This is a genomic window from Frankia sp. QA3 (assembly GCF_000262465.1).
GTDB lineage: Bacteria > Actinomycetota > Actinomycetes > Frankiales > Frankiaceae > Frankia.
Map to the genome: position 1 here is coordinate 1114936 of NZ_CM001489.1, position 26937 is coordinate 1141872.

Annotated in this window: 23 protein-coding genes; 12 read left to right on the forward strand and 11 right to left on the reverse strand. The window is 73.6% G+C overall.

Features of this window, described 5'->3' with window-relative positions; translation table 11 throughout:
• The first annotated feature begins 59 nt into the window (after positions 1 to 59).
• The gene (locus FRAQA3DRAFT_RS04360) at positions 60 to 1166 is read left to right on the forward strand and encodes an MBL fold metallo-hydrolase (RefSeq protein ID WP_009737851.1); all 1107 of its coding nucleotides are present in this window, start codon (positions 60 to 62) and stop codon (positions 1164 to 1166) included.
• Positions 1167 to 1234: 68 nt separating this feature from the next.
• Here the strand turns inward: FRAQA3DRAFT_RS04360 and FRAQA3DRAFT_RS04365 are convergent, their stop codons facing one another.
• Positions 1235 to 2002: an SDR family NAD(P)-dependent oxidoreductase gene (locus FRAQA3DRAFT_RS04365; RefSeq protein WP_009737852.1), complete on the reverse strand. Its 768-nt coding sequence runs from the start codon at positions 2000 to 2002 to the stop codon at positions 1235 to 1237.
• 205 nt (positions 2003 to 2207) lie between these two features.
• Here FRAQA3DRAFT_RS04365 and FRAQA3DRAFT_RS04370 point away from each other — a divergent pair, with 205 nt between their 5' ends.
• Together FRAQA3DRAFT_RS04370 and FRAQA3DRAFT_RS04375 are read left to right on the forward strand one after the other, a co-directional pair.
• Complete coding sequence (locus FRAQA3DRAFT_RS04370; protein ID WP_009737853.1) at positions 2208 to 3380, forward strand: thiolase family protein; 1173 nt, start codon at positions 2208 to 2210, stop codon at positions 3378 to 3380.
• 224 nt (positions 3381 to 3604) lie between these two features.
• Positions 3605 to 4576, forward strand: a complete 972-nt coding sequence (locus FRAQA3DRAFT_RS04375) for an aldo/keto reductase (RefSeq protein WP_009737854.1) — start codon at positions 3605 to 3607, stop codon at positions 4574 to 4576.
• A gap of 272 nt (positions 4577 to 4848) precedes the next feature.
• Here FRAQA3DRAFT_RS04375 and FRAQA3DRAFT_RS38200 read toward each other — a convergent pair whose 3' ends face one another.
• Positions 4849 to 5922, reverse strand: a complete 1074-nt coding sequence (locus FRAQA3DRAFT_RS38200) for an SDR family NAD(P)-dependent oxidoreductase (RefSeq protein ID WP_009737855.1) — start codon at positions 5920 to 5922, stop codon at positions 4849 to 4851.
• Between the two features lie 417 nt (positions 5923 to 6339).
• On the opposite strand from FRAQA3DRAFT_RS38200, the gene FRAQA3DRAFT_RS04385 reads away from it, so the two are divergent.
• The 3 genes from FRAQA3DRAFT_RS04385 (at position 6340) to FRAQA3DRAFT_RS04395 (ending at position 9265) form a co-directional block, all read left to right on the forward strand.
• The gene (locus FRAQA3DRAFT_RS04385) at positions 6340 to 7173 is read left to right on the forward strand and encodes a transcriptional regulator PaaX (RefSeq protein WP_009737856.1); all 834 of its coding nucleotides are present in this window, start codon (positions 6340 to 6342) and stop codon (positions 7171 to 7173) included.
• A 164-nt stretch (positions 7174 to 7337) separates the two neighbouring features.
• On the forward strand, positions 7338 to 8420 hold the full coding sequence (locus FRAQA3DRAFT_RS04390) for an LLM class F420-dependent oxidoreductase (RefSeq protein ID WP_009737857.1): 1083 nt from the start codon (positions 7338 to 7340) through the stop codon (positions 8418 to 8420).
• Complete coding sequence (locus tag FRAQA3DRAFT_RS04395; protein WP_009737858.1) at positions 8417 to 9265, forward strand: enoyl-CoA hydratase/isomerase family protein; 849 nt, start codon at positions 8417 to 8419, stop codon at positions 9263 to 9265. Before FRAQA3DRAFT_RS04390 ends, FRAQA3DRAFT_RS04395 begins: the two co-directional genes overlap by 4 nt.
• A gap of 578 nt (positions 9266 to 9843) precedes the next feature.
• On the opposite strand, the gene FRAQA3DRAFT_RS04400 is transcribed toward FRAQA3DRAFT_RS04395, so the two are convergent.
• The 4 genes from FRAQA3DRAFT_RS04400 to FRAQA3DRAFT_RS04415 all read right to left on the reverse strand — a co-directional run bounded on the left by FRAQA3DRAFT_RS04400 (position 9844) and on the right by FRAQA3DRAFT_RS04415 (position 13846).
• Positions 9844 to 10266, reverse strand: coding sequence for a hypothetical protein (locus tag FRAQA3DRAFT_RS04400; protein ID WP_009737859.1), 423 nt, complete (start codon positions 10264 to 10266; stop codon positions 9844 to 9846).
• Positions 10267 to 10637: 371 nt separating this feature from the next.
• Positions 10638 to 11594 (reverse strand): FkbM family methyltransferase, encoded by a 957-nt coding sequence (locus tag FRAQA3DRAFT_RS04405; protein ID WP_035920564.1) that lies wholly within the window; start codon positions 11592 to 11594, stop codon positions 10638 to 10640.
• A gap of 234 nt (positions 11595 to 11828) precedes the next feature.
• A complete protein-coding gene (locus tag FRAQA3DRAFT_RS04410) occupies positions 11829 to 12758 on the reverse strand; it encodes an LLM class F420-dependent oxidoreductase (protein ID WP_009737861.1) in 930 nt (309 codons plus the stop codon).
• 167 nt (positions 12759 to 12925) lie between these two features.
• Positions 12926 to 13846, reverse strand: coding sequence for a hypothetical protein (locus tag FRAQA3DRAFT_RS04415; RefSeq protein ID WP_009737862.1), 921 nt, complete (start codon positions 13844 to 13846; stop codon positions 12926 to 12928).
• Between the two features lie 958 nt (positions 13847 to 14804).
• Between FRAQA3DRAFT_RS04415 and FRAQA3DRAFT_RS04420 the strand changes: the two genes are divergently transcribed.
• The 5 genes from FRAQA3DRAFT_RS04420 (at position 14805) to FRAQA3DRAFT_RS04440 (ending at position 21334) form a co-directional block, all read left to right on the forward strand.
• Positions 14805 to 15101 (forward strand): hypothetical protein, encoded by a 297-nt coding sequence (locus FRAQA3DRAFT_RS04420; protein ID WP_035920566.1) that lies wholly within the window; start codon positions 14805 to 14807, stop codon positions 15099 to 15101.
• A 180-nt stretch (positions 15102 to 15281) separates the two neighbouring features.
• Positions 15282 to 16328, forward strand: coding sequence for a S1C family serine protease (locus FRAQA3DRAFT_RS04425; protein WP_009737864.1), 1047 nt, complete (start codon positions 15282 to 15284; stop codon positions 16326 to 16328).
• Between the two features lie 309 nt (positions 16329 to 16637).
• Entirely contained in the window at positions 16638 to 18341 is a 1704-nt protein-coding gene (locus FRAQA3DRAFT_RS04430; protein ID WP_035920570.1) for a metallophosphoesterase, read from the forward strand.
• Positions 18342 to 19029: 688 nt separating this feature from the next.
• Positions 19030 to 19728 carry a tectonin domain-containing protein gene (locus tag FRAQA3DRAFT_RS04435; protein WP_009737866.1) on the forward strand — a complete coding sequence of 233 codons (699 nt, stop codon included), beginning with the start codon at positions 19030 to 19032 and terminating at the stop codon, positions 19726 to 19728.
• A gap of 520 nt (positions 19729 to 20248) precedes the next feature.
• On the forward strand, positions 20249 to 21334 hold the full coding sequence (locus tag FRAQA3DRAFT_RS04440; protein WP_198287028.1) for a WD40 repeat domain-containing protein: 1086 nt from the start codon (positions 20249 to 20251) through the stop codon (positions 21332 to 21334).
• 282 nt (positions 21335 to 21616) lie between these two features.
• Here the strand turns inward: FRAQA3DRAFT_RS04440 and FRAQA3DRAFT_RS04445 are convergent, their stop codons facing one another.
• Complete coding sequence (locus FRAQA3DRAFT_RS04445; protein ID WP_009737868.1) at positions 21617 to 22057, reverse strand: DUF4190 domain-containing protein; 441 nt, start codon at positions 22055 to 22057, stop codon at positions 21617 to 21619.
• Between the two features lie 190 nt (positions 22058 to 22247).
• Between FRAQA3DRAFT_RS04445 and FRAQA3DRAFT_RS04450 the strand changes: the two genes are divergently transcribed.
• Entirely contained in the window at positions 22248 to 22739 is a 492-nt protein-coding gene (locus FRAQA3DRAFT_RS04450) for a LacI family DNA-binding transcriptional regulator (RefSeq protein ID WP_009737869.1), read from the forward strand.
• A 329-nt stretch (positions 22740 to 23068) separates the two neighbouring features.
• Here FRAQA3DRAFT_RS04450 and FRAQA3DRAFT_RS04455 read toward each other — a convergent pair whose 3' ends face one another.
• The 4 genes from FRAQA3DRAFT_RS04455 to FRAQA3DRAFT_RS04470 form a co-directional block, all read right to left on the reverse strand.
• Positions 23069 to 23383 (reverse strand): ferredoxin, encoded by a 315-nt coding sequence (locus tag FRAQA3DRAFT_RS04455; RefSeq protein ID WP_009737870.1) that lies wholly within the window; start codon positions 23381 to 23383, stop codon positions 23069 to 23071.
• Between the two features lie 97 nt (positions 23384 to 23480).
• Positions 23481 to 24842 (reverse strand): NADH-ubiquinone oxidoreductase-F iron-sulfur binding region domain-containing protein, encoded by a 1362-nt coding sequence (locus tag FRAQA3DRAFT_RS04460; RefSeq protein ID WP_232291914.1) that lies wholly within the window; start codon positions 24840 to 24842, stop codon positions 23481 to 23483.
• Between the two features lie 224 nt (positions 24843 to 25066).
• Positions 25067 to 25840 (reverse strand): ferric reductase-like transmembrane domain-containing protein, encoded by a 774-nt coding sequence (locus FRAQA3DRAFT_RS04465; RefSeq protein WP_009737872.1) that lies wholly within the window; start codon positions 25838 to 25840, stop codon positions 25067 to 25069.
• Positions 25837 to 26937, reverse strand: coding sequence for an FAD:protein FMN transferase (locus FRAQA3DRAFT_RS04470; RefSeq protein ID WP_009737873.1), 1101 nt, complete (start codon positions 26935 to 26937; stop codon positions 25837 to 25839). The genes FRAQA3DRAFT_RS04465 and FRAQA3DRAFT_RS04470 overlap by 4 nt, the downstream gene beginning before the upstream one ends.

Sequence of the window (26937 nt, forward strand, 5' to 3'; positions counted from 1 at the left end):
CGAGGCCGGCCCGGCGCGTGGCCGGCCTCGATGGCACCCCAGCGCTAGGAGGCGCCAGCGTGACCGTCGACGACCAGACGTTCATCGTCACCGGGCAGGTCCAGCAGCAGGCGTGGCGGGACCGGGTCCTGCCGCCGGTGGAGCAGGTCCGCCCGGGCCTGTGGTCGGTGCCGACCCCGTTCCCGCAGAGCCCGCTGCGGTACGTGCTGGCCTACCTGCTGGAGACCCCGCGCGGGCCCGTCCTCGTCGACACCGGTTGGCCCAGCGAGGATGCCTGGGACGGCCTCGTCGCCGGCGTGCGCGCCACCGGGCACGAGATTGGCGAGGTCAGCGCGGTCCTGATCACCCACGGCCATGCCGACCACTTCGGCCTCGCCCGGCGGATCCGGCGGGAGTCCGGCGCCCCCGTCATGATCCACGAGCTGGAGGTGGCGGCCTCCCACCAGTTCGCCAGCATCGCCGAGTTCCGCGCCGCCGACCGGCTCTGGTTGCGCCGCCGCGGCATGCCCGCCGCGGAGATCGCCGCGCTGTTCCCCGACGGCGACGGGCCGCCCGAGTGGCGCGACCCGCCCGACGTGCTGCTCCAGGACGGCGACCGCCCGCTCGGCGACGCCGCCGCGGTGCGTGCGCTGTGGACCCCCGGGCACACCCCCGGCCACCTGTGCTTCGTCCACGAGGAGCACAACGTGCTGCTGACCGGCGATCACGTGCTGCCGCGGATCAGCCCGAACATCAGCCCGTCGCCGCGGGTGCGCGCGGACACCCTCGGGGAGTACCTGGGCTCGCTCGCGGCGATCGAGGACATGCCCGTCGACGAGGTGCTGCCCGCCCACGAGTACCGCTTCCGCGGCCTCGGCGCCCGGGTGCGCCAGCTGCAGGAGCATCACCGGGCGCGGCTGCGCGAGGTGATCGAGGCGGTGGTCGAGCTCGACGGTCCGACCACGATGGCGGTGGCCGAGCGGCTGACCTGGTCGCGGCCGTGGAGCGAGTCGAAGGGGATCGTGCGCCGCTCGGCGGTCGGCGAGACCTACGCCCACCTGCTGCATCTCGAACGCCGCGGCCTGCTCACGGGCGGTGCGGGTGGGGAGGAGGCCGGCCTGGGCCAGGTCGACGCCTGGCGACCCGCGGCCGAGGCCGGCGTCCTCGTGGAAGCGCTGCTGCGCTGAGTGGAGTCAGACCGCCGAGTGGAGTCAGACCGCCGAGTGGAGTCAGACGGTGGGGTCAGCTAGTGGGGTCAGATGTTGAAGCGCTGCGCGCCGTCGATGCGGATCGTCTCGCCGTTGATGTAGTCGTTGTCGACGATCGACAGGGCGAGCTTGGCGTACTCGTCGGCGTGGCCCATCCGCTTGGGGTTGGGCACGCCGGGGCCCCACTTCGCCTGGGCCTCGGCCTCCTCCATCCGGTAGGCGGGGGTGAAGAAGGTGCCCGGGGCGATGCAGACGACCCGGATGCCGGTGGGGGCGAGGTCGCGGGCCGCGGTCAGGTTGAACCCGATGACGCCGCCCTTGGCCGCCGAGTAGTCGGTCTGGCCGACCTGGCCCTCGAAGCCGGCGATGCTCGCCGTGGTGATGATGACGCCGCGCTGGTTGGAGTCCAGCGGCTCGTTCTGCGACATCGCCCCCGCGACCTTGCTGACCACCCGGAACGTACCGACGAGGAAGATGTCGATGGTCCGCTGGAAGGTCTCGACCGGGTAGGCCTGGCCGGACCGGTTGACCAGGCGCTTGCCGGCCGCCGGGCCGCCGTGCACGACGACCGCCGCGCGCAGCGGGCCGAGCTCGACGGCGGCGGCGATCGCCGCCTCGACGGACTCGTCGCTGGTGACGTCGGTGGGGACGAAGACGGCCTGCTCGCCGAGCTCGTCGGCGAGGGTCTTGCCCTTGTCCGCCGCCAGGTCGGCGATGACGACCTTGGCGCCGGCCTGCACGAGGCGGCGCACGGTGGCCTCGCCGAAGCCTCCCGCGCCGCCTACGACCAGCGCGGACGCTCCTGTGAGATCCATGGTTCCTCCTTCGGGCCCGCCGTCGTCCCGGGTGGGTGTCCGGCGAGGGCGGCCATCATCAGGGGCATCCGGCCACAAGGTGACGTTATCGTCAACTTACGGCTCCATCCCGCTGTATTACTGTCGGTATCTCGGTAATGCTTACCATAGTTCCTGTCCGGGGGCGTTCCGCTGGAAGCCCTCACCCTGTGAAAGGTGGACCGTCATGTCAGATCCCGTCATCGTCAGCGCGGCGCGCACGGCGATCGGCACGGCCTTCAAGGGCTCGCTGGTCAACACCACCGGCGAGGAGCTGGCGGAGGTGGTCCTGCGCGAGACCGTGCGCCGCTCGGGCCTCGACCCGGCCCGTATCGACGACGTCATCTTCGCCGAGTCCATGTACGGCGGCGGCGACCTCGCCCGCTACGCCGCGGTCGTCCTCGGCCTGACGAGCGTCCCCGGGCAGGCCGTGAACCGGCACTGTGCCGGCAGCCTCACCGCGATCGGCAACGGCTCCGCCGGCATCGTCAGCGGGATGGAGAAGATCGTCGTCGCCGGCGGCGTCCAGGCGACGTCCACCGGGCCGAAGCTGACCCGCCGCGTCCTGGGCACCGCCGACCAGTTCGAGGACTGGATCCCCGCGACCCACCCGGACTCGCCCGAGGCCCCGAACATGGACATGTCCATCTCGGTGGGCTGGAACACGGCGAAGGAGGCGGGGCTGACCCGGGAGGAGCTCGACGCCTGGGCCTACCGCTCCCACCAGCGCGCCGTCGCCGCGATCGACGAGGGGCGCTTCGTCGACGAGATCGTGCCGATCAAGGTGCAGGCGCCGGACGGGTCGTTCCGCGAGTTCGCCGTCGACGAGCACCCGCGCCGCTCCAGCACGCTGGAGAAGCTGGCGTCGCTGAAGGTCCTGCACCCGGAGATCCCCGGCTTCAACATCACCGCGGGTAACTCCAGCGGCGTCAACGACGCGGCCGCCGCGGTCACCCTCGTCGGCGCGGACATCGCCGCCGCCGAGGGCCTGCCGACGCTGGCGAAGGTCCGCGCGTGGGCGGCCGCCGGCGTCGAGCCGCGCCGGATGGGCTTCGGCGCCCTGGAGGCGATCTCCAAGGTGCTCGGCCGCGCCGGGCTGACGACGAAGGACGTCGCCCTCTGGGAGATCAACGAGGCGTTCGCGTCCGTGCCGGTGGCCGCGGTCAAGGAGTTCGGCCTGGACGAGGACACGGTCAACATCAGCGGCTCCGGCTGCAGCCTCGGTCACCCGGTGGCCGCCTCCGGCGCCCGTATGATCATCACGCTGCTGCACGACCTGCGTCGCCGCGGCGGTGGCATCGGCGTGGCCGCGATGTGCGCCGGCGGCGGTCAGGGCGGCGCGGTCCTCATCGAGGTCTGAGGCCCCGAGGCCCCGAGGCCGCTGGGTCTGGGGCTGCCGGGTCTGGGGCTGCCGGGTCTGGGCCGGTGCCCGGTCGCGTCCCCTGTGGATGCGGCCGGGCTCCCGGCACGCCGACGGCCTGAGGTGGCACGCCGAGCTCTGCCCGCACCATGGGGACCGCCGCCACACCTGGTCGCCGGCGGGCGGCGATGAGGCGCGAGTCGGCGACGATGCGAGGAGACGCGGTGCAGTACACCAAGCTCGGCTCGACGGGACTGGACGTGTCCCGCATCTGTCTGGGCTGCATGAGCTACGGCGAACCCGGCCGGGGCGCCCACCCCTGGTCGCTGGACGAGGACAGGGCCCGGCCGTTCTTCCGCCGGGCGATCGAGGCTGGCGTCAACTTCTTCGACACGGCGAACGTCTACTCGGCCGGCAGCAGCGAGGAGATCACCGGCCGGGCGCTGGCCGAGTACGCCAACCGGGACGAGATCGTGCTGGCCACCAAGGTCCACGGGCCGATGCGCCGTGGTCCGAACGGCCGCGGCCTGTCCCGCAAGGCGATCATGAGCGAGATCGACGCGAGCCTGAAGCGGCTGGGCACCGACTACGTCGACCTCTACCAGATCCACCGCTGGGATCCGCGCACCCCGATCGAGGAGACGCTGGAGGCCCTGCACGACGTGGTGAAGGCCGGTAAGGCCCGCTACATCGGCGCCTCGTCGATGCACGCCTGGCAGTTCGCCAAGGCGCTGTTCGTCGCCGACGCCCACGGCTGGACCCGGTTCGCGACCATGCAGAACCACTATAATTTGATCTATCGCGAAGAGGAGCGGGAGATGCTCCCGCTGTGCGCGGACCAGGGCGTCGGCGTGATCCCGTGGAGCCCGCTGGCCCGCGGCCGCCTGACCCGCGACTGGGACGTGACGACCGCGCGCACCGAGGCCGACGAGTTCGGCCGCAAGCTCTACGCCGAGGGCGACCGGGCCATCGTCGACGAGGTGGCGCGCATCGGGGCCGAACGCGGCGCGGGGCGCGCCCAGGTGGCGCTCGCCTGGCTGCTCAGCCGCCCCCAGGTCGCCGCGCCGATCATCGGGGCGACCAGGCTCTCCCACCTCGACGACGCCGTCGCCGCCGTGGACCTCACCCTCACCGAAGACGAGATCGCCCAGCTCGAGAAGCCCTACACTCCCCACCAGATCGCCGGCTTCGTCTAGATCAACAGGTCTGCCGCCGCCTGGGCCGGGCACCTGCCGGGGCGTGGACCGGGCGCGGCCTGGCGCCGGCCACCACACCGACCGTCATCGGTTAGGCACAGAATCATGCCGAGGGCCAGCCACGGTTTTAGGCCCCAAAACCGTAACTGGGCCTCGGCACGATCTGGCCGTGATCTGGCCGTGATCTGGCCGTGAAGGGCGAGTGCCGGTCTGCCGCCGGGCTGGCTGCCGCCGGGCAATCTGCTGCCCGGCTATGTCGGTCTGCTGCCCGGCTAGGAGGGGCGCAGCCAGCCGCGGCGGCCGAGGTCGGGGTGCAGCACGTCGTCGCTCCAGAGCAGCTGGCCGTTGGTCGTCGCCGGGTCGGCGAGCGCGACCAGGACGGTGGCCTCGGCGAACTCCTCGGGGCTGGCCCAGTCGGACTCCCCGGCGGCGGCGACCAGGTTGCCGGGGGTGATGACGGGCTCCGACGGCGAGAGCACGTTCACCGCGATCCCGTAGGCCTGCGCCTCGATCGCGACGGCCTGGCTGAGGTGGTGCAGCGCCGCCTTGTTGCCGCCGTAGGCGAGCGGGCCGGGCGTGCCGGGCTTGGCGTACGGCCCCTCACCCGGGATGAACCCGGCGACCGAGCTGATGTTCACGATCGATCCCCGGCCCAGCTCGATCATGTCGGGCAGCACGAGCTGCATGAGCCGGTAGGAGGCGAACAGCCCGATCTCGAAGTGCATCCGGAAGCCCTTGAGCGGGAAGTTCAGAAACGACGCCCAGTCCGGCATCCGCCCCGGTGCCCCCGACGGCCCCGGCGCTGCGGGCGTCGCCGCCGGGCCCGGACCGCCCGCGCCTCCTGGAGCTGCCGGAGCTGTCGGTGCCTGGGCGGGCGCCGCTTCTGCCGGAGACCCGCCAGGCCCTGCGGGCGCGGCGCCATCGCGCGGAGAGTCCTTTGTGGCGGTCGGCGCGCCAGATCCGGCGGGCGCGGTGCCGTCGCGCGGCGGGGCTCCGGCGGGGGGCTGCGCGGGCGGGCGGCCCGGGACGGTCAGCGCGGCGTTGTTGACCAGCAGGTCGACGGGGCCGAGGCGGGCGCGGGTCACCTCGACGATGCGTTCGACGTCCGCCGGCCGGGACAGGTCGGCGGGGATGGCCAGCGCCCGGCCGCCGTCCTTCACGATCTCCTCGGCGACCTCGTGCACGGTGCCGGGCAGGCGCGCGTCCCACTGCGCCTCGGTGCGCGCGACCACGGCGACCGCGGCGCCCTCGCGGGCGAAGGCGGTGGCGATGGCCCGGCCCAGGCCGCGGCTGGCCCCGGTGACGATCGCGGTACGACCGGCGAGCCGACCGGTGCCGGCGCTCACCTCGCCGCCCCGGACGGAAGGCGGGGCTCCTGGCCTCGTCGGGCGTGCCGTCGAATGCGGTTCATGTCCGGTGTTCTAGGCGCGCCCGTGCCCGCGCGTCAATCGGTCCGCCCCGGCCGCCGGCGTCCTGCTCCGCCCCGTCCGTACGCCGCCGCTGGCGGTTCCTTGCTCTTCCACTGCCTCTCGTGTCCGGTTTGTCCCTGCGGCAGGAGTGCCGGGCGCGGGGCGGGCCGGGTCTCGGACTGTGACGCTAGGAGCGGGCGGCGTCGCGGGCGGGCGTCGCGGCGTCGCGGGTGTCGCGGGTGTCGCGGGTGTCGCGGGTGGCGTCGAGCTGGACAGCGTCGACGGGCTGAGCGCGGTGTATGCCCGTGTCCCGTCGGCCGATCGTCGACCGGGAGGCGTCGTTACACTCCGGTGATGGCGGCCGGCGACTTCCCGGGCGTGTCGGCGCAGAGCTGGGTGCCGCTGCTGATCGGCACCGCTCTGCCGGCGCGCCCGTTCGCGTCCGGCGCGGGCCTCGTCGAGCTGCTCGCCACGGCGGGGTACGCGGCCGGGGCGACCCGGGTCGGCCTGTCCCGGCTGTGCGCGGACGGCTCGCTCGAACGCCGCCGCGACGGCCGCCAGACCAGCTACCGGCTCGGCCGGCAGATGGCCGAGACGGTGGCCTCGGTCGGCGGCCGGGTGGAGAGCTTCGGCCGGTCGGTGGGTTGGGACGGCTCGTGGACGATCGTGCTCGCCTCGGTGCCCGACGAGCTGCGTTCGACCCGGCGGCGGATGAAGAGCGCGCTGGCCTACCTCGGCTTCGGCCGGCTGCGGGAGACGGCCTGGGTTGCCGCGCGGGCCTGCGAGAACGAGGTCTCCGATCTCGTGGAGTCGCTCGACCTGGCCGGGCTGGTCGACGTGTTCGTCGGCCGCCCCTCGGCGCTCGCCGACGTCGACGCGATCCTGCACCGCTGCTGGGACCTGGGTTCGCTCACCCAACGCTACGGCGCGTTCGTCGCCCGTTTCGCGCCCCTGCGTGCCGCCGGCGCCCGTGACGCCCTGACCCAGCCGGACGCGCTGCGCTGGTGGATGCGGCTCACCCACGACTATCGCGAGCTGGTCTACCGGGATCCGGAGCTGCCGCCCGAGTTCCTGCCGGCCGAGGCCCGCGCCCTGCGCGAGCAGGTCGTCGACACCTACGCGATGGTCCACGGCGGCCTCGACGGGCACGCGACCGCGCAGGTCCGCCGCGCGCTCGGCATCGATTGACCGGCATCGCTTGACCGGCATCGCTTGACCGGCGGGGCTCCGCGCGCCGCGGGCAGCGACAGATAACAACCGATGGCTGCAGCATCCGAACTCTGTTAGCTTCCCTGTCGACGGGTGGCCGTGGCCAGGTGGCCGCCGGGCGCGCGCCCCGCGGGAGGATGCGTATGAAGATCGACGGAGCCCTGGGCACGCTGGAGCAGGCGACGCGCAATGCCCGCGCGGCGCAGGATGTCGGCTACGACGGCGTCTGGGCGTCCGAGGTCAACCAGGACCCGTTCCTGCCGCTGACGCTTGCCGCCGACGCCACGTCGACGATCGAGCTGGGCACGTCGATCGCGGTGGCGCTCTCCCGCTCGCCGATGTCGCTGGCCTACACCGCGCACGACCTGCAGCGTTTCTCCGGCGGCCGGTTCGTGCTGGGGCTGGGGTCGCAGGTCAAGGCGCACATCACCCGGCGCTTCTCGATGCCGTGGGGCCGCCCGGGACCGCAGATGCGCGAGTTCATCCTCGCGATGCGGGCCGCGTGGTCGAGCTGGACGGACGGGACGCCGCTGTCGTTCGAGGGCGAGTACTACCGGCACACGCTGATGCCGCCGACGTTCGTGCCGGCGCCGCACCCGTACGGGCCGCCGCGGGTGCTGCTGGCCGGCGTCGGCGACGTGATGACCCGGGTAGCCGGCGAGGTCGCCGACGGTTTTCTCTGCCATGGCTTCACCACCGCGCGCTGGATCCGGGAGCACACCCTGCCGGCGCTGGCCGAGGGCCGCCGCCGCGCCGGGGGTGACCTGACCGGTTTCGACGTCGTCGCCGGCGCCTTCCTCGCCACCGGAACCGAGCAGGAGATCGTCGAGGGCCTGGCGACGATCCGCGGGCAGATCTCCTTCTACGGCTCGACGCCCGCCTACCGTCCGGTGCTGGAGCTGCACGGCTGGGGCGACCTCGGCGCCGAGCTCACGGTGCTGTCGAAGCAGAACCGGTGGGCGGAGATGGCCACCCTGATCGACGACGACGTCGTCGAGGCGTTCGCCGTCGTCGCCCCGCCCGCCGAGGTCCCCGCCCGCATCGCCGAGCGCTTCGCCGGTCTGGCGACGCGGCTGTCGTTCACTCCGCCGCCGTCGTTCGGCGCGGGCGAGGTCCGCGAGATGGTCAGCGCCATCCGCGCCGTCCCCGCCCTCGGTGCCGTCCCCGCCCTCGGTGCCGTCCCCGCCCTCGGTGCCGACCCGGAGACCAGCGGGGCGGCGCGGTGAGCTCGCCTGGCAGCGCGGTGGACGGCGGCGCCGGGGCGGATCTGGTGCAGCGGGAGGTCGTCGAGGACGGCGTGCAGCTGCTGCGGCTCAACCGCCCGGCCCGGCTCAACGCCATCACGCCGGCGCTGGTGGACGCGCTGCACCGCCGCCTCGACGAGGTCGACGCGGACCGCTCCTGCCGGGTGGTCATCCTGACCGGCGCGGGCCGCGGCTTCTGCGCCGGTGCCGACCTGCGCGGCGGGGATCCGGACATCCCGGAGCCGTTCGAGCCGCGGCCCGGCCCTGTCGGCACCTTCCAGATCCAGGAGCAGTACTCGCGGACGACGAGCCGGCTGCGCGCGCTGTCCAAGCCGGTGATCGCGGCGGTCAACGGGCCGGCGACCGGCGGCGGCCTGGCGTTCACCCTCGGCTGCGACATCCGCCTCGCCGCCGCGTCCGCGCGGTTCTCCGCGGCGTTCGCCCGGGTCGGCCTGTCCGGCTGCGACATGGGCACCGGCTGGCTGCTCAACCGGGTCGTCGGCGTCGGGCGGGCGCACGAGCTGCTGCTCACCGGCCGGATCATCGACGCCGAGGAGGCGCTGCGCATCGGCCTCGTCGTCGACGTCGTGCCCGATGACGCGCTGCTGGAGCGGGCGTTGGAGACCGCGCGGCTCATCCGCGCCAACTCGCCGTTCGGCGTCTACATGACCAAGCAGGTGATGTGGTCGACGCTGGAGATCCCCGGCCTGGAGGCGGCGATCAACCTGGAGAACCGTACCCAGGTCCTCGCCTCCACCACCGCGGACAACCCGGAGGCGGTGGCCGCCTTCCTCGAACGACGCGAGCCCCGCTGGACCGACTCCTGACCGGCCGCCGCGCGACCGGCGCCGGCCGGGCCGGCCCCATCGGCGGGTCAGACGAGTACGTCTCATCGGCTGGCGGAACCGTCATCATCGTGATCACCGGGCCAGGGGTGTCGTCGATCATCGGACCCGGGCATCGTCCCACCCGCCACCGACAGAAAACCGCCACGAACCACCAGACCGGATCGCCTTCGTCCCCGATCCGGCCCCGGCCTGCGATCCGCCTTCGCCCCCGATCCGGAACCTCGACCTGACCCCGAAGCCGACAGCCGATCATGGTGTTCCGCGGAACCGGCCCACCCGAACCGGCACGGAACGCCGCACCAGCACGACCCTCCCACAAGGACGACACGACCCTCCCACAAGGACGAGACGAGCACGCCCCATCGGCCCGGCAGACGGGAGCGGGAGAAGGAACGCCACGGCAAGCCGCCGCCGCCCCGACCCGATCGTCGATCTTCACCCACGGTGGGGCGCCGGAGGGTGTTCAGGTCCTGCGTCACCACCTGACCCTCAGAGCCCTCTCTCCGTGCCCGGCCACCGCCAGCCCAGACTTCGGACTGACTCGTCCAGGGCCGAGGCTAGGCGCGGGGGCCGCTCGTCGCCACGTCCCGAGTCCCGCGCGGGAGGTTCCCGGCGGGGCTGGGAGAGGGGGCGGCACCGCCGAGGAGCTGGTCGATGACCTCGATCGACGTATGGCACCACCAGAAGACGAGGTCGAGGCCGTCGACCCGGCGTCCCTGCTCGCGGTGGCGGCGGGCGTTGCGGCGGGTGACGTCGAGGGCGATCCGGGTGATACCACCGTCGGCGTCCGCCTCGGGCAGCGCCGCGCCCAGCAGGCCCTGACGCTGCGCCAGCAGGTGCAGCAGCTCGACGACCGCCTGCCTGCGCTCGGCGTCGCGGCGCGCGCGCAGGTAGTCGTCGACGGCCCGCCGCAGCCGGGCGGCGTTGCCCGCGGGCTGAACGCCGCCCGGCTGGCGCGGGTCCGGGGCGTCCGTTCTCATGCCGGGTCGGTGCCGCTGTCCGAGTCGGCGTCGGCGTCGGCGCCGGTGTCGGCCTCGGAGTGGCGGCGGCGAGGGCCGCGGTGCTGAGGGGCGGGTCCGCCGGGACAATCGGTCGGAACGGAACGAAGAATGCACACACGACAACTGTTGTCCGTCCGCGATCCCGCGGCGAGACGCCGCGACATCTTCGGACAAGGCCGGACACCCCTGCCGCGCCGGCGCCATTCACGGTAGTCACCGGAGATGGGCATCGCACCCGCGCGCGGCGGTGCCTCGTCTGCGGTGCCTCGTCGGCGGTGCCTCGTCTGCGGTGCCTCGTCGGCGGTGCCTCGTCGGCGGTGGAGAAGTGGACTATCGCCGGCGGGGTGTCGTCATGCGCGCAGCAGCGCCTCGTCCGCGGTGGAGAAGTAGTTCGCGACGTAGGGCCGGACGGGTTCGGCGGCGAGGCGTCCGTCCTCGGTGGCCGGGTCGATGGGGCCGACGAGAGTGTCGCTCGCCTCGTCGTGGCGGTAGGTCCGGTAGCCGTGGCGGCCGAGCGCGTCGAAGACCTCCGACGGGGTGCCGCCCTCGCCGACGAGGGGGTCCTCGCTGATCTCGAAACAGACGACGCCGATGCGCCGCCCCGCCAGCAGCCCGGCCGCGCCGGCGAAGACCTGGCGCTCGAAGCCCTCGACGTCGACCTTGCACAGCGCGACCCGCTCGATCCCCTCCCGCTCGGCGAACCCGTCGAGGGTCACCGCCGGGACCTCGACCACCTCACGCGGCCGGATCGCCCTGCCGTCATAGGTGTACATCGGGTGGCTGCCGAGCGAGTTCCATCCGGACGCGGGGTCGGGGAACACGTTCATCGTCGCCGTGCCCGGGGTGTCGGTGACCGCGGCGCGCACGACCGCGGCATCCGCGCAGCGGTTCAGCGCGAGGGTCTGGACGAGCCGGTCGGCGGTCGCGGGCACCGCCTCGAAGGCGTACACCCGGCCGGTCGAGCCGGTGCGCCGCCGGGCGTGCACGGTGTAGACACCGATGTTGGCGCCCACGTCGAACACCACGTCGCCGTCGCTCAGTAGCCGGTCCATCAGGGCGAAGGCCGGGCGGTCACCCGGGCGGCGCATGAGCGAGCGCAGGTGGGCCCGTTCGTCGGCGGGGACCAGCAGGGTGATGCCGTACTCGTCCTCGACGACGACGGCGCCGCGGCGGGCCGCGTCCAGCGAGACCCGGGCCTGCCATAAGGCGTCCTTGGCCGCGACGACACCTCCGCGCAGCCGCCTGTTGCGCCGCAGCGTCGCCCGGGCCCTCCCGGCGATGCGGGTCGCCATCTCCGTCCCCGACATTTTCTACCCCCGACACATTGATTTGCGCTGCTGAATTGATGACACGGGCAGACTAGGGCGGACGGTGCGCGACGTCATGCACAATCCCAATTGTGATTCAGATCACACGCATTCCTCCGGGCTCGTTTCGGCGGAAAGTTCGGCTTGCTGTTTTCCAAAATTCGGCCGCTACGGGAGGGAACGGAAATGCCTGCGGCGTGGGCGATGAGCCCGTGCTGGAGGGGAGGTCGGTGGTCAGCGGGGGAGTCCGGAGGCGGTGAGGACGCGCTCGGCGTAGCCGTCGACGGCGCGCTCGGCGTTGTCGGTGTCGTCGAGGTGGAACGTCGCCGTGAAGTGGCTGGCGCCGAGGTCGGCGAGGTCGGCGAGATGATCGAGGTGCGCGCCGGGGTCGAGCTCGTCACCGCCTGCCGCGGCGCTCTCGCTGGTGGTCGCCCACAGGCCGACCTCGGCCGGGTCCCGGCCGGCGACGACCGTGTCGGCGCGCAGCGTCCGCGCGGCCCGGCGCAGGTCGTCGACGGTCGGGATCGACACCGACCGGATCGTGCGGGCGCCGCGCTCGTCGATGGACAGCGGGGCCCACCCCTGCCCCCAGGCGGCCGCCCGGCGCCGGGCACGGGCGCTGTTGCCGGCGATCCACAGCGGCGGGTGCGGCAGCTGCACGGGGGCGGGTGCGAGAACCTGGTCGAGACCGTCGAAGTGGCGGCCCCGCGCCGAGACGCTGCCCGCCGTCCACGCCTCGCGCAGCATGGCGAGCGCCTCGTCGAACAGCTCGTTGCGCTCGTCGAAATCGGCGCCGAGGGCCAGGAACTCCGAGCGCAGGTAGCCGACGGCGACCCCCAGGTCGAGCCGGCCGTCGGACAGGGCGTCGGTGGTCGCCACCGACTTGGCCAGCGCGAACGGGTTGCGGTGCGGGACGACGACGGCGAACGTCATCAACCGCACCCGCTCGGTGACGGCGGCCAGATAGGCCATGAGACCGAACGGCTCGTAGGCGTCGTGGCCGCCGGCTTCGTACCACTTGCGGGAGGGGGCGAGATGATCGTTGACGGCGATGGCGTCGTAGCCCGCCTCCTCGATGCGGCGGGCGATCCGCGCGAGCCGGCGCGCCGAGAAGGCCCCCGACCGGCATCCCGCGTCGAGCACTAACTCCGCGACGTACTTCATGGCGCTGACCTCCGCTGGCAGTCGCCGGTCCCCCACGCCCGACGCGGGACGCGCCAGCGCGGCCCGTCGCCGGCCCCGCGCCGCCGCGCCGCCGGGCGGCCGCCGGATGCCGGCCCCGGACGTTCGCTGTGTTGTCGTCATGAGCCTTCATGGCCCGCCGAATGTGGTCAAGTACATACCGGTCTGCGTGCCAGTCGACGGGCATCGTGACGCCCGCCGGTATGAGTCCCCCGCGCGACATGTCTCTCGGCGCGCGGGGGGACGAGCCCACCGGCCGGGGACGTCAGCCCGCGGCTACGTGGACGACGTGGACGACGGACGACGTAGCCGGCGGGCTGCGCGCCGGGATGGACCGCCCGCACCGTGACCTCGCCGAGCAGCCGCTTCGCCTCGTTGCCGACGATGGTCGCCAGGCGCTGCGCCGGCGGTATCTCGTCAAAGGCCGACTGCCAGGCCAGCCGCTCTGGGCCGAGCTGGGCGAACAGCTCCGTGACGACCGCGTCGACGTCGACGGAGACCGGGCGCCCGTCGAGGGCCTGGCCGATCGTCTTATGGGCCTCGGCGCGGAAGGCGGGCATGTCACGTCCGAGGATGGCCCGGGTCCTGCCGTAACGATAGGCGCGTTTCATCTCCGCGAGCTGGTCGTCGTACATGTAGTCGTTGTTGATGGCGATGCCCTGGGAGCTCCATCGGCCGTTCCGGACATAGTCGAGGATCTTCCGGAAGTCCGCGGACGCGTTCGCGGCGAAAGTGCGCTCGGCGTCCGTCGTCTCGTTATGGAGCCTTTTCGCGATCAGCCCACGGCAGGTGTGCGGCTTCAGCGCCGCGGTGACCTTGTCCTGGGCCCAGGAGCACGCCTCGTCGACCGCCCGGATCACCTGTCCCAGCCCGCGCGTGATCTCGTTGATGACGGGCGCGTCGACGTCGCAGGCCAGCCATCGGTCCAGCGTGGCGCCGATGTGGGTGAGCTGGGCGACCTGGTCGCCGGTGAACGCGCCTTCCTCGACCTTCGACTGCAGATCCTTGTAGAAGGCGCACATGGTACCGTCCCGACGTACTTGCGGAATGTACGGGGAAATGTCGGTCATGACGTCTTTTCCTCCCCGGCTGCTCGTGGGCGGGCATGCCTCCCGGCCGGCCGAAAGGGGCCGACCGATCTCCACCGGGGGAAACGGTAGGGAGTGCACGGTGATCCCGGTTCGGTAGTTATGGAAACTGGCGCGTTGCCGTGCGCCGCCGCACCGCTATGTGAGCCTTTCCGCTGCCCCGCGGCCGCCGCTGCACGGCCTTTCCGTCGGCTCTGGTCCGGCGAGACGCTCCGGTGTGAGCCGGCGCCCGGTTCCCGTCCCGCCGCCGGCCCTTCCACGGGTAGCCTCGCGGCCGGCGGCAGACGGTCTGTAATGTCTGCTCTGAACCCTGTGGGATAGTTCGCCTCCGCCCGGAGACCGGAATGCGGGACGCGGCAGGACGGGAGAAACCACGCCGGTGTTCCACGTACACGATCAGCCAGGCCTTCGGGGTGCGCGGCTCGGCGCCGCGTCGATGATCTCGGTGGCCCTCACCCTGCTGGCCGCGGTCCTGTCCGCCGGATGTGAACCGGGTTCGGCCGGCGGGGCGGGTGCGGTGCAGGCGCGCTCCGCCGCCAGTGCCGGCGTCGCGGCCTCAGCCTCGGCGTCGGGGGCGCTACCCACCGTGGACCGCCCGGAGGCGGCGCCGACCCGGCTGGGGGCATCAGGGGCACCGCCGACCGCTGGCGGGCTGACGCCCACCGCCGGTGGTCCCTCCGCGGGTTCCGAGCCGGAAGCCGGTCCGATACCGGGAGAGCGGGCTGCGATCCCGCCGGCCGCAGCCACTGCGGCTGCCCCGGTACCCGCGGTCACGCGGCCGCCAGCCGCGGCCGGCGCCCCGGCCGCTCAGGCACCAGCAGCTGGACGACCCCCGTCCGGCGGTGAGAACCGCCCGTCTGCGGCGCCATCGTCCGCGGTCGTTCCGCTTCCCACTCGCGGCGGCCCGACGCAGAAGCCGCTGCCGCAGCTGACGATGCGCATGTCCGAACCCGACGCGAGGCAGACCGACCCGGACCCCGCCTGCTTCAGGTTCTCGGTCACCTACACCAACATCGGAAACGCCGCCACGGTGGGCGGATCCGTAGCGGTGAACGTGCACTGGTGGACCGGGAATGGCTACACACCGGCCGGGCCCGGCTGGCTCAACACCCCGATCCCCGGTCAGATCGTCCCGGGCCAGACGATGAGCAAGGCCTACCGCCTGTGCGTGCCTGTGGCGGCTCCCGCCGGCTACTACGCGGTGGCGAGCAGCCTGGGTAGCGCGATCTACAACTGAGACCGGCGCCAGCCGGCTGGCCGGCGGACGTCCGCGTTCCCTGGGTTCACAGCATCGAGTCTGGCTCCGAGCAGCCACGATCGGCCGAGGGCGGGGTGGTCGGAGGGGCGGCGCAGCGGGTATGCCGCTGACGTGTATCGGGTCGTGCGCAGAGCGTGGTTGCGGGTGGGAGCCGTGGTCGTGGTGCTCGTCGCCCTCATCGCCTTTGTCGGGCACGGGGGCCGGTCCAGCATGCCGCCGGCCAAGGGTGCGCCGCCGGCCGCCGCGGGGGCGCTGTCCGTCGTGCCGGATGTCGTTGCCGACGTCGAGCCCTCGGTGGTCACCATCCTCGTGGGGGACGGACTGGGCAGCGGCATCGTCTACCGGTCCAACGGCGTCATCGTCACGAACCAGCACGTCGTGGCCTCGGCGACCGACGGGGCGGTCGAGGTCGCCTTCGCGGACGGGCGGCGCGTGCCCGGCAAGGTGCAGGCCGCGGACGCGGTCAGCGACATCGCCGTGGTGAAGGTCGAGCGCACCGGGCTGCCGGCGGCGAAGTTCCGCAAGCAGCAGCCCCGGCTCGGTGAGCTCGCGATCGCCATCGGCAGCCCGCTCGGCCTGGAGAACAGCGTCACCGCCGGGATCATCTCGGGTCTCAACCGCACCCTTCCCGATGCCGACGGCCAGGGCGGCCCGGGTGGGGAAGGCGGGCAGGGTGGGTCCGGCGGGCAGGCCGCCGCGGCCGGTCCGCGCGTCGATCTGATCCAGACCGACGCGGCGATCTCACCCGGGAACTCCGGCGGGCCGCTGCTGGATGCCGAGGGGCGGGTCGTCGGCGTCACCGAGGCGTACCTGCCCCCGCAGACCGGCGCGGTCTCGCTCGGGTTCGCGATCCCGTCGGCGACCGTCGTCGACGCCGTCGACCAGCTGCTGCGCACCGGCGCCGTGCGGCACGCGTTCGTCGGGATCCAGTCCGTCACCCTCACCCCGCAGATCGCCGACCAGCTCGGCCTGGCTGTCCGCAGCGGGGCGTTGGTGCTCGGGGTGGTCCGTGGCGGTCCCGCTGATCGGGCCGGCATTCGGCCCGGTGACGTCATTCGCTCCTTCGACGGCCGGGCGGTCATCTCCGTCGAGGACTTCTCGGCCGAGCTGCGGTCCGTCGACCCGGGGCAGACGGTGACCCTGACCGTCAACCGCGACGGCGAGAACGTGAAGGTCAAGGTGACCGTCACCGACCGTCCGACCTGACTCCGAGAACCGACGCCCGAGAACCGGCATCCGAGAACCGACGCCCGAGAACCGGCATTCGAGAACCGGCATTCGAGACCGGGGAACCCGGGGCAGGGCCGCCGGCTTGCCGTGAAGGCCGAGAAAGCGGCCATGGCATTGGCGCACGGTTGTCGATCGCTTGCGTCTGCGGGGGAAGACGTGTGGGTCGGTCGGGGTCGGTAATGCGCCGCCGGCCTGCGTTCACGGCCAGCGTGTTTACGCATATTTCGGCCGGCGGCCACCTTGCCGTTGGGGTGCTTCACCGGCGGCGGGCCTACGTTCAGCGCCATGCCAGTGAGTCCTCCCAGCGAAGTGGTGGCGTCCGGCGTTCCCGCGGACATCGCCCGCGACATGACCATCGCGGAGCAGCACGAGTGGCTCCAGACCTTTCTGCGCCGCCGGCCGGTGAGCCGCCGCGGGATGCTGCTCGGCGGGCTGGCGGGCGCGGGTGCCGCGACGCTGGGCACGACCCCGTTCGGCCGGGCCGCCTACGCCGCCACCACGGCGGACAGCCCCCTGCTGGTCGGCGGGCGGCACACCGCGTTCGGCGTGGACCCGGCGCGGCAGCTCCGCCTGGCCGCGCAGCTGTCCCGCAACCCGGGCCGCGGCCGGATCCTCGTCGACATCGGCCCGGGCCGCGGCCTCGGCGGCACGATCGAGGCCGAGGTCCGGCCGCTGCTGTCGCAGGTGCCGCAGGTCGACGGGTCGATCCTCACCGTCGAGCAGTTCTACGTGCACGCGGCGTTCGACCGCCTCGCCCCGGGCCGGGAGTACTACTACCGGTTCCGCATCCCCGGCGGCGCGACGACCCCGGTGCAGGCGGTGCGCACCGGGCACGCGAAGGGCCGCCACGGCGGCCCGTTCCGGTTCACGATGATGGGCGACCACGGGTCGAACACCACCCCACCGGGTGACCCGAAGGGCGTCTTCGACGATGGCTACTACAAGCCGGACAACGAGCCGACCGTCGCGCACGCCTCCGCCATCACCGCGGCGATCGCCCGCCAGGACCCCGCGTTCCATCTGCTCGCCGGCGACATCTGCTACGCCGACCCGTCCGGCGCAGGCAAGCCGCCGAAGCGGACCACGACCGGCCAGCCGCCGGCGGGCTTCGACAACTACGACCCGACGGTCTGGGACGTCTACCTGGCCGACATCGAGGTCTCCAGCGCCCGCACCCCGTGGATGTTCGCCACCGGCAACCACGACATGGAGGCGCTGTACTCGCCGCACGGCTACGGCGGCCACGCCGCCCGCCTCGACCTGCCCGGCGACGGGCCCAAGGGCTGCCCGAGCGTCTACTCGTTCGTCTACGGCAACGTCGCCGTGCTCTCGCTGGACGCCAACGACGTCAGCTTCGAGATCAGGACGAACACCGGCTACTCCGGCGGTGCGCAGACCTCCTGGGTGGAGCGGACGCTCTCCGGCTACCGCAACGATCCGGACGTCGACTTCATCGTCTGCTTTTTTCATCATTGCGCCTACTCGACGACGTCGCAGCACGCCAGCGACGGCGGGGTCCGCGCCGCGTGGGCGGCCCTGTTCGACAAGTACCAGGTCGACCTGGTGCTCCAGGGGCACAACCACCTCTACGAGCGCACCGACCCGATCCGCGGCAACGCCCCGACCCGGGAGGCGCCCGACGGGTCGACCGTCGAACCGGCGAAGGACGGCACCATTTACATCACCGCGGGCAGCGCCGGCCGGCCGCGTTACCAGTTCCAGACCGGCGAGCCGGAGAACTACCGCGGGAAGCTCGTCCCGGGGTCGAACGTCGTGCCCAACAGCTACGTCTGGTCGCCCGAGGGCACGAAGACCCCCGAGGCGATCAGCTGGTCGCGGACGCGTTTCGACAACTACGCGTTCGTCGCCGTCGACTCGGCGCCGGGGCAGCCCGGCGGCGCATCCACGCTGACCGTGCGCGGCGTCGACGAGCACGGCACCGAGTTCGACCGCGTCGTGCTGAAGCGAGCCGTCCCCCGTCACCGCTGACCGCGGGATCCCGTGTGGCGTGCGGCGGCGCCCTGACCTCCGCCCGCGGCACGTGGCGGGCCTGGCGCCCCCCGTCCACGGATTCACCCTTCGCCTGCTTGCCGGCCTCGCCCGCCGGCAAGCAGGCTTCGCCGCGGGCCGGCACGGTTCCCTGCGGCTAGCCTTCCCCGGACTCGTATTACCCTCGTTTCCCGCCCCCCGGGGCGCGTTTACGGGCGGACCCGGGAACTTGCCCGGGTGACACCATCGCCGGACGAGCCCGACGGGAAGCCCCGGCCGAGCCTCTCCGCCCGTTCCCGGAATCGGCGCGGCGGCGCTACCGGCCAGCGGTTGGCGGGCGATCCAGATGAACTACTCGCGCGGCAAATCATCGAAATCTGGCGCCCTGTGCCGCATCCAGGCCGAGCCCCCAGATACAGGTAGCAAGACCACTGCATGACGCTAAACTCCGCTGTGGAAGGCTCGCCACGCAGGCAGCCGACACGCCCAGCAATCAGATATCCCGCTGCGCCACCAAGCCGGGTGTTTACGATCGATGCTGCCGCACTCGATCGTGCGGTGCCGTATCCGGCAAACCTTCCGGGCATTGCGAGGAATCGTCGATCGATTGTCCGGAAATGCTTAGTGACTGCTTGAAGCCGCCGCTCGTGTGGGCAAATCCGCCCTTGTGGAAGAAAGGCTGTTCGACATGGCAGAGTGGACGAATGTCTCCGGAGGTCTGGCCGCGATCTCGGTCGGCTCCCGGACGAACGTGTGGGGCGTGAACTCCAGCGGCCAGATCTACCGCTACACCAACAGCGACGCCAACCCCTGGATCGGCGTCGACGGCTCCCTGCAGGACGTCGCCGCCGGCGCCGACGGCACCGTCTGGGGTGTCGACTCCGCCGGTGTCATCTACCGGTACACCGGCGACCAGGGGTCGTCTTCCTGGGACAAGATTTCCGGCACACTTTCCCGAATCTCGGTCGGCTCCCGGACGAACGTGTGGGGCGTGAACTCCAGCGGCCAGATCTACCGCTACACCAACAACGACGCCAACCCCTGGATCGGCGTCGCCGGCACCCTGAGCGACATCGCCGCCGGCGCCGACGGCACCGTCTGGGGCGTCAACTCCGCCGGTGTCATCTACCGGTACACCGGCGACCAGAACTCGAACCCCTGGATCAGCATTCCCGGCACACTTTCCCGAATCTCGGTCGGCTCCCGGACGAACGTGTGGGGCGTGAACTCCAGCGGCCAGATCTACCGCTACACCAACAGCGACAGCAATCCCTGGATCGGCATCGACGGCACCCTGAGCGAGATCGCCGCCGGCGCCGACGGCACCGTCTGGGGCGTCAACTCCGCCGATGCCATCTACCGGCACAGCGGAGACCAGCCGGGCTGAGAACGCGTTCGCGAAGCCGTAGCGGCTGCCGCGGACAGCCCGCCCGTTCCCGGACCTACCTGCCCAGCTCAGGCAGCAGGGAACAGGGAACGGGGAACGGGGAACGGCAGGGACAATGCAGCCGCCACCGGTAGCGGGCGCCCGGCTACCTGACCGGGCTCAGATGATCTAGTCGTGGCCGGGACGGGAGGTGTCGGGGACCCGGCTTGGCGTCCGTCGCTCAGGGCGGCGCCGCACCCCGACACCGCCCTCCCACCGCCCTCCCACCGCCCTCCCGGCGTCCCGCCCTCCCGGCGTCCCGCCCTCCCGGCGTCCCGCCCTCCCGGCGTCCCGCGGGCACGCTGATCCCGGGCAACGGGTCCGGCACCGAGCGGCAGCGCCACGTCCGTCCACGGGCCTGGTGTGCACGCAACCGGCCTGCCGGACCATCGACCCCGCCGGTGGCGTCCAGGTGTGGCCGGTACCCGTACGCCGCCCGCAGATGCTCGGCGCCGGCCCGGCGCCCCTCAGGGATCTGGTGGTGACCTGGTCGGCCGAGCCGGGCGGCCGGCCCGCATTCTCCCCGTCCGGCACCCTGCTGGCGATGGTCCACGACTCCGGGTACCTGGAAGTCCGCGAGGCGCTGTCGGGACGGCTGCGCTCGGCCTCGCGCGATCACGCGGCCCAAGCCGCCCGCAGCACACTGTTCACGGCGGATGGCAGAACGCTGATGTCGTTCACCGGCCGGGCGACGGACGAAGCGCTCGAGGTGCGCCACGTCGGCACGGGCCGGCGCGTGGCCGGCGGATCGATCGGAACCCGCGGGCTGGGTGTCGGCACTGCGACGAAGGTGGCCGCAGTCTCCCCGGACGGTTCCCTGGTGGTGTTTGGCGAGCTCGGCGGCCGGCGCGACACCGGCATGATCCACCTGGTCCGCGTTGTGCCGTCGGGCTGGCACACCCGGCCATCGGCGCGCAGCCTCCCGCCACCGATGGTGCTGATGAGCCGCGGCCTGCCCGGCGGCGTGACCGCGGCCGCCTTCTCCCCGGACGAGCGGCTGCTGGTTGCCGCGGGCCGGCGGTACGGCCAGGGCCGACTGTGGCTGTGGGAGGTGTCGTCGGGGCGGCTCACCGCCGAGGCTGTGGTCGACTGCGGCGCGGTGACCGACGTGGTCTTCGCCCCGGAGGGGCGGATGCTCGCCGCCGTCGGCGCCGACCAGACGATCCGCTACTGGGACGTGGCGGCTCGGGCGATGTCGGCCACCGTCGCCCTGTTCGCCGGTGGCGGCCACGCCGTCCTGCTGCCGGACGGTTCCCACCAGGTGGTGGGCCGTCCCGAGGGCGCGCTGTGGTGGACGGCGAAGCTTCGCCGCTTCGGGCCGGGCGAGCTCGACGGACTCCTCCCGGTCGGCAGCCGCCTCGATCCGGACCAGCAAATCCCGGCCCTCGCCCACTTCCCCGCGCGCGCCCGATCAGCAGCCGGCTCCGGAGCCGCCGCGGCGGCGCTTGTTGGGCCGGCGTCGCTCCTGAGGTCACCACTGTTGTGGCGTGCCGCGGCGTCACGGCCTCGACGACCTGCCTGGGATGGACGAGCTCACCGAGGGCGACGCGCACGAGCAACTGGCTGAGCACACTGTCCGGCACCCGCCGCAGCGGCCGCCCGGACACCGTCCTCGGCGGGACGAAGTCGTCCATCATCACCCGGGACATCGCTGGGAAGTCGCTGACCGGATAGTCCGCGACCTGCTCCCGGATGACCGCCGGGCCGAGGCCGGTCGGGTAGCGGGCGCCGCACCGCGCAAGGGGGGTCGGCCGCGGTGCGGCGCGGCGAGCGAACAGGGCCCCGCTGCCTGACGCGGCGGGGCCCTGTCCCGGACGGCCGGCGATAACCCGGACGGCCGCGGCGGGGGTCAGGCGGTGTAGATCAGGACGCCGAGGACCCAGCCGACGATCGTGGCCGCGATGGCGACGAAAGTAGCGATCTTGCCTCGCCGGCTGCCCTTGCTCCAGGCCACGGCGCCGCAGGCGATGGCGGCGAAACCGACGAACGGCACGAACAGCGCCACCGCCGAGAAAACGAAGGCGAGAATCCACAGCGCCCGCGTCCCGGACGATTCCATGCCGGGGCCGGCCGGCTGCGGCTGGCGGCCGTACTGCATCTGCGCCTGGCCATTGTCCGGATACGGAAGATAGCCGGTCTGGTCGCTTTCCCGGGTGCCGTATCCGCCGTACTGCGGCGAGTTCTGGGGCGGGTACGGCTCACGGTACGGCTGGCCATAGGGCCGGTCGGAAGGCGGGTTGACGGGAAGCTGCTCGGTACCGGCATCGTGCACCGTGTTGGGCCTCGTCATCGGAAACTCCTCTTCTCCTTCGATCGTCGGCCGGTACTGTCGTGACGTTGCTGTACCCCGCTATCGCGTTGTCTCACACGGAGATTCCCGAGAAAAATATCCGTGGTCCCGCCGGCATCGCCCGGCGCTGGACCCGCGGCCGGCGATCGGAGCCGTCGGAGCCGTCGGAGCCGTCGGAGCCGTCGGAGCCGTGCCGTGGGTGCGGCCGCGCTACGGCGCCCCAGCCCTCGGCGGGGCAGCGCTGGTCTGGCTCGCCCGCCGGGTCCGGCCGGGACCCCCCACGGTGTTCCTGCTGATGCCGGCGTTCGGCCAGAAGCACTGGCTCGCCGAGCTGCTTCGCAACTTCGACCGGGCGCTTGACCGTCGCTTCGACCTGGTCGTGAAAATCTCCCACGGCGAGTACACCGGGGACGAGCAGATACGGCGTCTGCGCCAGACGCTCTCCCGCTCACGGGGATACGTGGGCGGCTTCGTGATCGCCGCCGACCCGGACCGCACCCGCGATGAACTCGTCTCCCTGTGCGCCGCCCTGCGATACCCGATCATCTTCGTGGACGTCGAGCCGTTCGCGCGTGACGCGGACTACCCGGGAAACACCGCCTTCGTCGGCTGCTCCGATCAGGAGATCGGGGAACGGGCCGCGCGGTACCTCGCCAGCGTGCTGGGCCGGGGCGACGGTTGACGGAACCGCGGAGGCCCGGGCGCTCATCAGCGCCGGTGGCAGTCCGCTGCGCGCCACGATCGTCCAGGACACCGCGAGGGTCGCGGAGCGCGCGGTCGACCTGATGGAACGTAAGATCCGCGGCGACGCGGTGCGGGTCCGCCACAGCTTGGACGTCGGCCTGTTCACCGGGGAACCTCCGCGGTGAACAGGCCGCCCACCCGGGTACCAGGGCCCGACGTGTCGCAGCACCACGTCGGCAGCGCCGGCACCGGTCGGGCGACGGTGGTCGTCGCCGTTGGCAGGCCGGCGCGGGCACGGCGGCATCAGCCGGTGGATCAGCCGGTGGATCAGTCGGGGAGCAGGCGCAGTGCGAGGCGGGGGCAGGCGTCGACGGCCCGGCGGGCGTGGCCGGCGAGCTGCGCGGGAATCGTGAGGTCCTGGGTGGCGTGGGCGCCGGGGGAGCGGTCCAGGGGGTAGCCGTCGGGATCCCGGGTCAGCAGCTCGGGGAGCAGCTCGGCGCACCAACCGCGCGCGTCGCAGGCCGTCCAGTCGATCCACAGTCGGGCCGGACCGATCGCGGGCCCGCCGCCCGCCGCGGTGTCCGGGCGGCCGTTCGAGGTGTCGTTCGGGGCGGTCGGCCGCTGTTGCGGTGTGCCGCGCATGATGTCTCCTCCTGTGCCTGCCGGTTTGGGCTGGGCGGGTCGCGCCGGTGCGCCGCGGGTGGCTCGCGGCGGACCACGCCGCGGAGTGGGTCGCAGGTCAGCTCGGGTGGGCCGAGCCGAGGCAGTGGCCCTGCGTGTGCGCGCGGATGTCGGCGGCGAACGTGCGCAGCGCGCTGTGCGCGATGCGGGCCGCGCCGTCGGGATGGTGGCAGGCGCCGCGGCCCGAGACCAGGGCGGCCAGGCGCAGCGCCCGGCTCGCCGCCTGGGCCGGGTTCTCCCCGTCCGGCGCCGTGTCCTGGCCGGCGACCCGGGCCATGGCGGCCACCGACCGGGCGAGCTGCGGCAGTCCGCTGACGCACGGGCCGCACTGGCCGGCGTTCTGCGCGGCCAGGTAGGTGACGAGGCGGGCGGTCTCGGCCAGCCCGCAGGCGCGGGCGGGCAGCACGGAGACGATCCCCGGTCCCGGGGTGGCGCCCCACGGCGCCAGCCCCTCCCGCGACATCGGCACCGCCGGCCCCGCAGCGACGGGCAACCAGATGCCGGCGTAGCCGCCGATCCGCAGGGCGCCCACCGGCTCGACGGCACCGCCGCGGGACCCGACGAGATCGCCGAGAGCGGTCCCGTACGGCACCTCGACGACCCCCGGCGCGGCCACGGCTCCCGTCACCGTGACCAGGAGCGTGCCGGGCTCGTCGGCGGTCCCGACGGCGCGGAACCACGCGCTGCCCCAGCGGGCGATCATGGCCAGGTGGGCGAGGGTCTCGACGTTGTGCACCAGCGTCGGGCGGCCGTGCAGGCCGGTGTCGGCCAGCGGCCGCCAGTGCGCGCGGGGTCGGGCCGTAGCCCCTTCGAGGGCCGCGACGACCGCGGATGCCTCCCCGGCGAGGAACGTCACCGGGGCCTCGCGGACCTCGATCACGCAACGGTCCCAGCCGGCGGCCCGCCGTTCGGCCACCGCCCGCCGGACGACCGCCGCGGCGGCGCTGCCGGCCTTGACGTACACGAACGCGTCCCCGGCGCCGACCGCCTCGGCGGTGAGCTGCACGCCGTCGAGGACGAGGTGCGGCGCGGCGGCGAGCAGGGTCACGTCCTTCACGCTCTCGGGTTCACCCTCGGCGGCGTTCGCGACGACGACGGGCGTGCCGCCCGACCGGGGCCGCCCGGTGCCGCCGCCCGCGCCCGCCCGGCGCCGGCTGAGGCGGTCCCCGGCGACCGGGTACGCGGCTTCGGTGACGGCGGCCAGCTTCCGCCAGGTCGGGAACGCCGCGCCGCCCCGTCCAGTCAGCCCCGCGTCGTGGAGCTCGCGCAGCAGGTAACCGCCGGGCCCGCGCCAGGGCAGCGGCCCGCACCGCCGGTGGTGGCCGAGCAGGTCGGGGGCGGCGAGGGCCAGCAGCCGCCCGGTGGCGTGCCCGCCGGCGCCGGCCGTGCCCGGCAGATCCGCACCGTCGGTGCCGCCCACTGCCGGTGTATCCCTGTCGGCGTGGACCGGGTGGACACCGGCCGGCCAGGGCTCACGAGGGGGGCCGGGCCAGTCGACCGGGCTGCCGCGCAGCGGCGAGGCGGCGGCCGCGGCTGGTGAGGCGGCAGGTGCGGCCGGCGAGGTGGTGGGTGCGGGCGGCGAGGGGGACGAGGGCGGCGCGGCGGTGGGCGCGGGCGACGGACAGGTGGTGTGCTCGACGGTCATCACTGGTCCGATCGGTCGGCGGCTGCTTCGGGGTGGTCCCCGGCGGCGCCGCGGGTGGTCGGCACGGGCGGGGTCGCCGCAGCGGCCGCAGGGATGGGCCGGTCGGGGCGGCCGCCGCCGGCGGGGACGGTGCGCATCGCCCGGATGGGGGATGCGTCCACCGCGGCCGGCTGAGCCCGGGGTGGTGCTGGCGGCCGGGGTGGTGCTGGCGGCCGGGATGGTGCTGGCGGCCGGGGCTGGCGGACCGAGGCGAACCCGGCCGACAGGCGCCAGCTCGCCGCCCCGGCGACGGCGAGAGCGCAGCCGACGGCCACCGCCCACAGCCACGGTGTGCCCGTGTCGCTGCCCGCGCCCAGGCCGTGCGTCACGGCCACCGGCCAGGCGCCGTACGCGGCCCAGTGCACCGTCCGCCAGATGCGGACGCCGATGCGCCGGCGCAGCAGGCTGGTCAGCACGACCGCCGCCAGCAGATCGAGGGCCACCGTGCCCAGGCCCACCCACAGCGGGCGGTACCCCGCGCCGAAGGGGAGGACCACGTCGGGCAGGGCAAGCCGCGCGTACGGGTCGAGCAGCAGGGTCACGACATGGATGGCGACGAACACGACGGCGAGCAGGCCCGCGCTGCGGTGCACCGCGGCGACCGCGAAGCCCGGCAGGCCCGCCAGGCCCCGGCCCGAACGGGCCACCACGCCCAGGACAACCGTGATCGTGAGCAGCAGCAGCGCGACCGTGCCGCTCCCGCGGGCGGTGTACCAGAGCGTGTCGGTGGTCACCGGGCGGCTCCGGGGTCGCGCGGGTCGGGCGTCGCCGGTCGCGTCCCCGCCGGGTCCCGGCCGACGGACGTCCCCGCGTCGGGCGCGAGTCCGGCTCGCGCCGACGGTCCGGTCGGGGACGGCCAGCCGGCCACGGTGATCACCGCGCCACCCGCATCGACCAGCCGGGCGGCCAGCCCCTCGCGGCGCAGCGACTCGGGCGCAGCCGCGCCGCGCACGATCGCCGCCGTGCTCGCCGTGTTCGCCGCCAGGCAGCTCACGGCCGCCACGGTGACGGTCCGCCACACCGCCGGCGCCGGCTGGCAGGTACGCGGGTCCAGCACGTGGTGCAGCAGCCGATGCCCCCGCCGCCAGCGCCGCCCGAGCGTGCTGGACGTCGCGAGCGCGCCCCCGGGCGGCAGGCCGACCGTGCACGCGGGCTCGCCCGGCTGGTCCTGCACCCGGACCCGCCACCCGCCCGGCGGGGGCGGCCCCGCGGTGGCGATGTCCCCACCCAGGCTGACCAGGACTCCCACACCCAGCCGGTCGGCGACCAGCGCGGCGCAGCGGTCGGCCGTGTGCGCCTTCGCCGTCGCGCCGAGGTCGAGCCGGACGTCCGCGGGCAGGGTCAGCACCCGCCCGGTCAGGCGGACGCGCTGCCAGCCCGGCGCCGGCCGGCGCACCACCCGCACGGGCGGGCCGCCGGGCGCCAGCAGGGCGATGTCCCGGTCGTAGCCGAGGTCGGCCAGCGGGCCGCCGACGGTCGGGTCGACGTCCCCGCCGGTCCGCCGGGCGGCGGCCAGTGCCACGCCGATCAGCTCGGCGAGCAGGGGGCTGAGCTGTTGGGGCGATCCGGCGGCGGCGTCGAGCCGGACGATCTCCGCGTCGGCGCGGAAGCGGCTGGCCACCGCGTCGACGGCCGCGAGCTGGTCGGCGACGAGCCGCCGGGCGGCGTCGAGGCGGCCCGGGTCGGTCACCACGACCTGCGCGGTGGTGCTCCAGACCGGCCATGCGGCCGAGGCCGTCCCCCCGGGCCCAGCGGACGGGGAGGTCCTGGCCGGCCCGGGTTGGTCGGGGCTCGGTGCCGCGGCGGGCCGGGGCTTCGTCGTCGCGGCCAT